Origin of the sequence: Streptomyces fuscigenes, assembly GCF_021556455.1 — a bacterium.
GTDB lineage: Bacteria > Actinomycetota > Actinomycetes > Streptomycetales > Streptomycetaceae > Streptomyces > Streptomyces fuscigenes.
The window spans coordinates 1-7,123 of sequence record NZ_JAKGCV010000289.1; the positions used below are offsets into that span (position 1 = coordinate 1).

Genomic DNA, 7,123 nt, shown 5'->3' on the forward strand with positions numbered 1-7,123 from the left:
GGGGCCCGCCGCCGCCAGGCCCGGCTCGGACACGTGCCGCAGCTCCAGGTCCCAGGCACCGGCCGACGGACCGGCGTCGCCGTCGCGCCGCACGAGCACGTAGTAGGGGCCGGCCCCCGCGCAGGCCGCCGCCGGGCCGCCCGCCGTGCGGTAGGCGTACGCGGCGAGCGGCCGGGCGAAGTCGGTCGAGACGCCGAACTCGGACTGGTTGGTGCTGCAGTTGCGGCCGTTGCGGTCCTGCAGGCTCACCTCGATGCCGTCGCCGTAGGCGACCTTCGCGCCCGGCCGGGGCACGGCGACCGCCGACACGTACGCGCTCTCCGCCGCGTCCAGGTCGACGCGGTAGACGAGGGTGCGGCCCGGGCCGACGGTGTCGCGGTAGGTGGCGCCCGCCGCCAGCGCCGGGGCGTCCGCCGTCGACGCGGCCCCCGTGACGTGCCGGGCTCCGGGATCGAACGCGTAGGAACCCGGGGACGGTGCGGCCGACGGGTCCCGCCCCGGTGCCGCGGCCGACACCGTGCCCAGGAGCGCGGCGACGCAGAGCGCGGCTCCGAGCGCGGACGGCAGCGCGCGGCGGCGGCCGCCGCGGCGCCCCCGCCCGGACGCGGAGCCGCGCGCGGACCCGCCTGGCTGACGAACCGTCACTTTCCCCCCTGCCGACGGCGGACGGGCGGTGGTGTGGGTCCGGCGCCGCCCGGTGTCCGGCCCATCCTGCCCCGGCAGCCCCGTCCGTGCCAGCGCGCGGCCGTCCGGGCACCGTACGTCACCTCGTTGCGTGCCCGGGCAGCACGAAGCCCCGGCCGCTGCGTGCGGCCGGGGCTCGTTCAGGACTGTGTGCGGAGTGCGTGTGCCTCAGGCGTCGGCTCCGGAGGACGGCACGGAGTCGGTCGCCTCCGTCCACAGATCCTGCTCGGCGCGATCCGCCTGGATCTGGCGGTACACGAGGAACCCGCCGATGGCGGCCAGTGCGACCAGGAGAAGCTTCTTCACCGCGCGACCTCGTCTTTCATTGACGTAGGGGACCTTCTGCCGCCGACTATACACACCGGTCGATATCGATCGGTGACCTGTCGCGGCCCCCGCACCCGGCCCCCTCGGGCACCGTCCGGAGCGCTTTGATCCGCGTCACAACACGCCTTCCGGAAGCCTTCGCACCCGGCCGTCCCGGACCGGGGCCGGCCCCCGCACAGGGCCCTCACCAGGCCCGACTGCGCCCGCGTGCACGGAAGGTGAAGACCCGCGCACCCGCCGGCACCACGTGCACCACCGGAAATCCGCACGGCTGACACACAACAGGCATAGGTCCTCGGCAGACGGGCACGCGGACCGTACGCGAAAAACAAGAGCCCGTACCGGTCGGATGCGCCGCAATTCCAGCGGTCGCCCCCATGCAATTGCAGAACGCGGCGGACCGGCCCGGTACGCGTCCCTTCCACGATGCCACGGACAGGACCATGACGAATTCCGAGAGCGACAGCAGGGAGAAGAGGAGCGGTGGCGGCAGGCGAAAGCCGATGGCCGCTCCCGAGGCGATGCGCCGCGCGGCAGAGCAGCTCTCCGGGCTGCTCGGGAACGAACCGGATTCGGTCTCGGCCGTGAAGAAGACCGAGGACGGATGGACGGCCGCGGTCGAGGTGGTCGAGATCGAGCGCATTCCGGACACGTCGAGCGTCATGGCGTCCTACCGCGTCGACCTGGACGGGGACGGTGAGTTGATCGGCTACGAAAGGATCCAGCGCTACCCGCGGGGAAAGGTCGACCGCTGAAACGGTGCGCGCCCCGTTCACGCGTCCGCATGACGACGCGTGCACAGGGTGGGAACCGCGAACTGCAAGGTGACCGGCCGGAAGGACTTCCGCGGCGCTTCCAGCAGTGAGAGGAAGAGAAAAGTGAGCGTAGTGCAGCAGTCCAGTGCCCCCACCAGCGGTGGTGGCTCGGGAAATCTTTACGACGTCCTGGAACTGATCCTGGACCGGGGCCTTGTCATCGACGCCTTCGTGCGCGTCTCGCTCGTCGGCATCGAGATACTCAAGATCGACGTCCGTGTCGTCGTCGCGAGCGTGGACACCTATCTCCGCTTCGCCGAGGCGTGCAACAGGCTCGACCTGGAGTCGGGCCGCAACAAGCCCAGCGGCCTCACCGACCTGGTCGGCAACACCATGGAGAGCGGGGCCAAGGGGAAGAGCAAAGGGGCACTGAGCGGAGCGGTCGAGGCGATCACCGAGTCCCTGCAGGGCAGCGGTGACGACGGCGAGCGTGAGCGCGAACGCAGCAGCAGCAAGTCCACGTCCAGCCGCCGCACGACGCGTCGCCGGGAGGAGTAGTCCGTGTCCACGTACGTATACGCGATCACCGCGTCCGACCACCCGGCGAAGCTCGATGGGCTCAAGGGGGTCGGCGAGGGCGAGAACCCGGTCCGCGCGGTGCGGACCGACCAGCTGACGGCGGTCGTCAGCGACGCGCCCGACGGCCTGCGCGCCAAGCGCCGGGACGTCGCCGCGCACCAGGCCGTGCTGGAGAGCCTGATGGCGGACGGCGCGGTGCTGCCCATGCGCTTCGGGCTCGTGGGGCCGGACGACGACCAGGTGGCCGCCGCGCTCCGGGACAACCTGGACGGCTACAAGGAGCGGCTCGCCGAGCTCGACGGCTGCCTCGAGTTCAACGTGAAGGTCTCGCGCGACGAGGACGACCTCCTGTCGGAGATCGTGAACGAGTCGGAGGAGATCCGCAGGCTCAACCACTACACGCGGGAGAACCCCGGCGCGCAGAACGAGAAGATGCGGCTCGGTGAGCTGATCACCGAAGAGGTCAAGGCGCGCCAGCACCGCGAGGCCGAGGAGATGAGCGAGCGGCTCGCCCCCGGAGCCCTGAACAAGGTCGCGGCCGAGGCCACGCAGGACACGTTCCTGAACGCGTCGTTCCTGGTCAAGCGCGACAAGGCGGCCGCGTTCTCCCAGGCGGTGCACGAGGAGGCGGAGCGGCACTCCGAGGCGTACACGTTCCGGCTGAACGGCCCGCTGCCGCCCTACAGCTTCGTCTGAGACCGCGGTCGGCGCCTCGCGGAGCCCGTGGGGAATTCCCGTGGAGCCCCGGACGCATAGGCCCGCCGAAGCGTGGCAGACGACAGAGAAGTGAACAAAGGGTGGAGAGGTCCCCGGGGGCCGGCCGTGCGACGCGGTCTGTCAGCGGTCGGCCCCGGACCGTGTCGGATCACCGGTGAGCACCGGCCCGGCACGGAACGGTCCTCTTCCCCACTGCCCGTCGGGACGGTGTTCCCGCGGGAACGGGGAGAACGCCCACGGGACCCGCGAAAGGGATCCCGAGAACGACCGAACCGGGAATCCCGGCATCGGGAGGCCCGGAATCGGCGAGTCCGAGCCGCGGGGACTCCGCATGGCGACGGCATCTCCGAGGGGGGACGACAAGGGAAGGGACTCATGGGACTCATCACGCAGATCCTCACTCTCCCGGTCGCCCCGGTCCGAGGCTTCGGCTGGGTACTCGGACACGTGATGACCGCGGCGGAGCAGGAGTACTACGACCCCGGACCGGTCCGCGGCCAACTGGCGGATCTTGAAAAGGATCTTCTCGCCGGCCGGATATCGGAAGAGGAATTCGACCGACGTGAGGACGAACTGCTCGACCAGTTGGAATTCATCCAGCACGAGCGCAGGCGACTCGGTCTCGATTCTTGAAACCGTGGGCGTTCGTCCGTCCGGCCCCCGGGCAGGCGGTACGGCGTCCGGAGCCCGCACACCGGACAGCGGTTCTCATCACAGGGAGAACGAGGTGCGCAACAGATGACGACGAACAATTCCAAGATAGGCGCGGCCCTGGTCGGCGGCTATCTGCTGGGACGTACGAAAAAGGCCAAGATGGCCATCGGGCTCGGGATGTTCCTGGCCGGCAAGAAGCTGAACCTCGACCCCAAGCAGCTGGGGTCCATGCTCAGCGACTCGAAGCTGCTGGGCGGCCTGAACGACCAGGTCCGCAAGGAACTCTTCGACACCACCAAGCAGGCGGCGACCTCGGCGCTCACCAAGCGCCTCGGCGGCTTCGCCGACTCGCTGCAGGAGCGCACCCGCACCCTGGAGGGCGGCGGCCGGTCCGCGGGCTCCGACGACTCCGCGGAAGAGGACGACGAGCAGGCGTACGACGACGAGCACGACGAGCCGGGCCCCGAGGAGGACGACGGGGACGACGGCCGCCAGACCCGTGACGACCGGGACGGCGACGAGGAGGACGACTCCCCCGCGCCCTCGGCACGCCCGAAGACCCGCCGCTCCCCGAGCAGCTCGAAGGCCGCGCCGAAGGCACGGGCCACGACACCGAGCGAGACCGCTTCGAAGAGCCGCACCCGCGTCTCCGGAGCGGCGAAGAAGACGGCCTCGGGAGGCGCGCGCAAGACGGCTTCCGGCACGTCCTCGGCCCGCAAGACGGCCGGCAAGACGGCCTCGTCGGGGCGCAAGGCGTCCTCCGGTACGTCCTCGGCCCGCAAGACGGCCTCCGGCACGGCCCGGAAGGCCGCGAACCGGGGAGGCGGCGGCAATGGCTGACTCGACCCTGAGCTCGCTGCGCAAGGAGATATCCGAGAGCCCGGCCGCCGACCGGCTCAAGGAGGAACTGCGCAACTACATGATGGCGAAGGCCACCCACACCGTCACCAACCTCGGCCAGAAGCTCGGCGACAGCGCCGGCAAGCTCGGAGACCCGGGCGGGGGCCTCATGGGCAGCCTCGCCAAGGGCGGGCAGGCCCTGACCGAGGGCAAGTCCCCGATGGACGCCGTGAAGGCCGTCGGCAAGGACCAGCTGAAGAACACGGTGAAGGACAAGATCAAGGGCCTGTTCGGCAAGGGCCGCAAGGGCGGCGGCGGGAAGTCGAAGTCCGTCACCATCAGCGAGGACATCGACGTCGGTGTGCCGGTGCGCACGGCGTACGACCAGTGGACGCAGTTCCAGGAGTTCTCCACGTTCGCCAAGGGCGTGGTCAGCGTGGAGAAGGGCGACGACACCACCAGCAACTGGAAGGTGAAGGTCGCGAAGTCCACGCGCAGCTGGAAGGCCAACGTCACCGAGCAGGTCCCGGACGAGCGCATCACGTGGACGACCGAGGGCGCCAAGGGCACCGTCAAGGGCGTCGTCACCTTCCACGCGGTCACGGAGAACCTGACCCGCGTGCTCCTGGTCCTCGAGTACTTCCCCAAGGGGCTGTTCGAGAAGACCGGCAACATCTGGCGCGCCCAGGGCCGCCGCGCGCGGCTCGACCTCAAGCTCTACCGCAAGTTCATCATGATGCGCGGCGAGGCCACCGACTCCTGGCGCGGCGAGATCCGCGACGGCGAGGTCGTGATGGACCACGACGAGGCGATGCAGCGCGAGGAGGAGGAGAACGAGCAGCGCGAGCAGGAGGACGCGCAGGCGCCCGAGGACGCGGAGGACGGCGACGAGTACGGCGACGAGGAGCGTGACGACCTCGCCGACGAAGACGCCGAGAACGCCGAGGACGCCGAGGACGCTGAGGACGCTGAGGACGCTGAGGACGCTGAGGACGGCGTCTACGAGGACGAGGACGAGGACGACCGGGCGTACGACGAGGCCGACGACGAGGCCGACGACGACCGGGAGGACGACGAGCCCCGCGCCGCCGAGGACGGCGAGGACGGCGAGGACGGCGAGCCGTACGACGAGTACGACGAGCCGGAGGACGCCGACGAGGCGGACGAGGCCGACGACGACCGCGAGTACGCGGGACGACGGTGACCGCGGCCCCGCCCCGCCGACGGGGCGGGGCACGCGCACCACGAGCGGGAGAAGGGTGAACCGACGTGTCCGACTCGCTGTCAGGCCGCATGGGCGGATCTCCGGCCGGGGCCCCCTACGGGGCGGGCTCGCAGGGGAGTTCCGCGAACCTCGCGGACATCCTGGAGCGCGTCCTCGACAAGGGCATCGTGATCGCGGGTGACATCCAGATCAACCTGCTCGACATCGAGCTGCTGACCATCAAGCTGCGGCTGCTCGTGGCCTCCGTCGACAAGGCGAAGGAGATGGGCATCGACTGGTGGGAGCACGACCCGTCGCTGTCCTCCCGCGCGCGCGACGAGGGGCCGGGGCGCCAGATGTCCGCGGGACACCAGGGTGCCCGCGCCCAGCCCGCCGTGCAGGCCCCCGAGGAGCACGAGCAGCTGGAACCGGCGTCGCAGTCCGACGAGATCGCCCGTCTGCGCGCGGAGATCGCCGAGCTGCGGAGCGCGGCGGGGCTGAGCGGGGAGGCCGGCTCGGACGGCGCACCGGAGGAGCCCGAGCCCTCGGGACGCGAGCGGCGCCCGAAGCGGACCAGGTCGTCCGGGCAGGACCCGGAGCGCAGGCGGCCCCGCCGCCGCGCTCGCGCGTCCGACGAGGAAGACGACGCCGGTGACGCGGGGGACGCCGATGACGCGGGTGACGGCGACGAGGGCGGCGCCGGGCCGGCCCGCCGCGCCCCGCGCCCGTCCAGGACCCGCACGGCCCGCCGCCGTCCGCAGTCCTCCGACCGTTCCTCGGACGACTCCGGCGACGACGGCGACGGCGACGGCGACGGCGACTCCAGCGCTTCCGGCAGTGGCGCCTCCCGGGCCGAGGACGGCGACGAGGACGAGAACGGGAACGAGGAGGAGTGATGCCGGACGCCGAGACGGTCTCGTACGTGTACGCGGTGTGCCGCGCGGACGCCCCCGACCCTCCCGCCGTGCCCTCCGCGCCGCCGCTGCGCCTCGTACGGCGCGGCGGCCTCGCCGCGGTCGTGGCGTCCGTCCCCGAGGGCGAGTTCGGCACCCGCGGGCTGGAGGCACGCCTGAACGACCTCGAACAGCTGGAGGTCCTGGCCCGGGCCCACAACGCCGTGGTGGACGCCGTGCACGCCGTGACGACCGTGCTGCCGATGCGGCTGGCGACCGTCTACCTCGACGACGGGCGCGTCGCCGACGTACTGGACACTGGCGCCGGCGAGTTCGGGGGGCTGCTGGACTGGCTCGACGGCCAGGAGGAACTGGGCGTCAAGGTGTACGCGACCCCGACCGCGCCCGACCGGGCCGCGCGGCCCGCCCCGGCGCCCGCGGACGCCGGGACCGGCGCCACCGGCGCGGAC

8 protein-coding genes and 2 pseudogenes are annotated in these 7,123 nt (G+C 71.6%); 8 read left to right on the top strand and 2 right to left on the bottom strand.

Going from position 1 to position 7,123, the window contains the following annotated elements; translation table 11 throughout:
• Both L1885_RS20240 and L1885_RS20245 read right to left on the bottom strand, forming a co-directional pair.
• Window positions 1-645 (bottom strand): annotated as a pseudogene (locus L1885_RS20240) (hypothetical protein); the annotation flags it as partial.
• Window positions 646-852: 207 nt separating this feature from the next.
• Window positions 853-990 (bottom strand): DLW-39 family protein, encoded by a 138-nt coding sequence (locus L1885_RS20245; protein ID WP_225018557.1) that lies wholly within the window; start codon window positions 988-990, stop codon window positions 853-855.
• A gap of 464 nt (window positions 991-1,454) precedes the next feature.
• On the opposite strand from L1885_RS20245, the gene L1885_RS20250 reads away from it, so the two are divergent.
• The 8 genes and pseudogenes from L1885_RS20250 to L1885_RS20285 form a co-directional block, all read left to right on the top strand.
• Window positions 1,455-1,766, top strand: coding sequence for a gas vesicle protein GvpO (locus L1885_RS20250; RefSeq protein ID WP_235798580.1), 312 nt, complete (start codon window positions 1,455-1,457; stop codon window positions 1,764-1,766).
• 123 nt (window positions 1,767-1,889) lie between these two features.
• Complete coding sequence (locus L1885_RS20255; protein ID WP_235798581.1) at window positions 1,890-2,324, top strand: gas vesicle structural protein GvpA; 435 nt, start codon at window positions 1,890-1,892, stop codon at window positions 2,322-2,324.
• Between the two features lie 3 nt (window positions 2,325-2,327).
• Window positions 2,328-3,041 carry a GvpL/GvpF family gas vesicle protein gene (locus tag L1885_RS20260; RefSeq protein WP_235798582.1) on the top strand — a complete coding sequence of 238 codons (714 nt, stop codon included), beginning with the start codon at window positions 2,328-2,330 and terminating at the stop codon, window positions 3,039-3,041.
• Window positions 3,042-3,437: 396 nt separating this feature from the next.
• Window positions 3,438-3,695 (top strand): gas vesicle protein GvpG, encoded by a 258-nt coding sequence (locus L1885_RS20265; RefSeq protein ID WP_235798583.1) that lies wholly within the window; start codon window positions 3,438-3,440, stop codon window positions 3,693-3,695.
• Between the two features lie 105 nt (window positions 3,696-3,800).
• On the top strand, window positions 3,801-4,556 hold the full coding sequence (locus L1885_RS20270) for a hypothetical protein (protein ID WP_235798584.1): 756 nt from the start codon (window positions 3,801-3,803) through the stop codon (window positions 4,554-4,556).
• Window positions 4,549-5,760 (top strand): SRPBCC family protein, encoded by a 1,212-nt coding sequence (locus L1885_RS20275; protein ID WP_235798585.1) that lies wholly within the window; start codon window positions 4,549-4,551, stop codon window positions 5,758-5,760. The genes L1885_RS20270 and L1885_RS20275 overlap by 8 nt, the downstream gene beginning before the upstream one ends.
• An 89-nt stretch (window positions 5,761-5,849) precedes the next feature.
• A pseudogene (locus L1885_RS29515) lies at window positions 5,850-6,098 on the top strand (gas vesicle protein); the annotation flags it as partial.
• 557 nt (window positions 6,099-6,655) lie between these two features.
• Window positions 6,656-7,123 (top strand): GvpL/GvpF family gas vesicle protein (locus L1885_RS20285; RefSeq protein WP_235798586.1); only part of this gene is annotated, 468 nt, incomplete at its 3' end.

Excerpts from the sequence above, each read along its gene's own strand:
- L1885_RS20250 (WP_235798580.1), top strand. The coding sequence starts at position 1,455 with ATGACGAATTCCGAGAGCGACAGCAGGGAGAAGAGGAGCGGTGGCGGC.
- L1885_RS20265 (WP_235798583.1), top strand. The coding sequence starts at position 3,438 with ATGGGACTCATCACGCAGATCCTCACTCTCCCGGTCGCCCCGGTCCGA.
- L1885_RS20270 (WP_235798584.1), top strand. The coding sequence starts at position 3,801 with ATGACGACGAACAATTCCAAGATAGGCGCGGCCCTGGTCGGCGGCTAT.
- L1885_RS20275 (WP_235798585.1), top strand. The coding sequence starts at position 4,549 with ATGGCTGACTCGACCCTGAGCTCGCTGCGCAAGGAGATATCCGAGAGC.